At 31.6% G+C, this 1,035-nt stretch carries 2 protein-coding genes; both read left to right on the forward strand.

Going from position 1 to position 1,035, the window contains the following annotated elements:
• Nucleotides 1–417 (forward strand): hypothetical protein (locus ACH6CY_RS15675; protein WP_374068241.1); only part of this gene is annotated, 417 nt, incomplete at its 5' end.
• 1 nt (nucleotide 418) lies between these two features.
• Nucleotides 419–763: a transposase gene (locus ACH6CY_RS15680; RefSeq protein ID WP_374068242.1), complete on the forward strand. Its 345-nt coding sequence runs from the start codon at nucleotides 419–421 to the stop codon at nucleotides 761–763.
• Nucleotides 764–1,035: the final 272 nt, after the last annotated feature.

Below are 1,035 nucleotides of genomic sequence, written 5' to 3' on the forward strand. Positions count from 1 at the left end.
CGCTTACCTATCAACGCGATGCGTGATACTCACGTACAACAAGAGATACACACGAGCTTTGCGAAAGTTACTAAGGGGGTAAGTGAAGCTAAATATAAGGTTGGTGCATATCAAGATATAAAAGGTGTAGAAGGGTTAGATGCACATCATGCAGGGCAAAAAGCTGTAATGAAAAAGCTAGTTGATGGGTATGATGAATTGACAGCACCAGCAATAAATGTTCCTAGAATTGGGCATACGAAAAGACATCCAGTTAGAGGAATAGTTTCAAGAAGCAATAAAGGAATAACTAATGCAAGACAGCTACTTGCAAGAGATATAATGGAATTGAGGAGAGTTTACCCTGATATTCCAAATTCAAAATTACAAGAGTTAATTGAAATGAACAAAAAACTATATAAAGAAATGAGGAAGTAGAATGAAGGAAATTTTTATTAGAAGTCTTTACAAAACTATAGTTCAAGAAGGAAAGAGTGAATATAAAGGGTTACTTGAAAATACAAGAGTAGAGGATGCTACTGATAAGTATTGGATTAGTGCATTACAATTATATGATAATCTAACAGAAGAAAATAGAGAAAAGTTAATGAGAGTAATAGAATTAGTAATGATAGATACTATTTCAAGTATGCTAGGTATAATTGATGGAAGTAGTACACTAAGTGGATGTAAGGCTGAACCTAAATTGTATCTAGATAATATTGATACTGATAATGAGTTACAAGATTTATTTTCAGAAAATGTAGAGGAAATTGAAGAATAGATAATACAAGTAGATGCAAAATAAGGTATAGATTAAATGCATAAAAATGATGATAGTAGAAATATAGTTAAATCAACAACAGTAAGAGTATTTAATACTGCATAATCTAAATAATGAAGTGAGTAGGGGGCAAAGGGGCAATAGTGGCAGATAAAATTAAGAAGTAAATTCTAGTTGATGAAACTAAAAATACTTTGGTTCATTGTAAAATCAAATGCAACAGTTAAATAAATAGAAAGCCATCGTGAAACCACGTATAGTTAAGGTTGACT

This window comes from Paraliobacillus sp. JSM ZJ581, assembly GCF_044383835.1.
Lineage (GTDB): Bacteria > Bacillota > Bacilli > Bacillales > Amphibacillaceae > Paraliobacillus.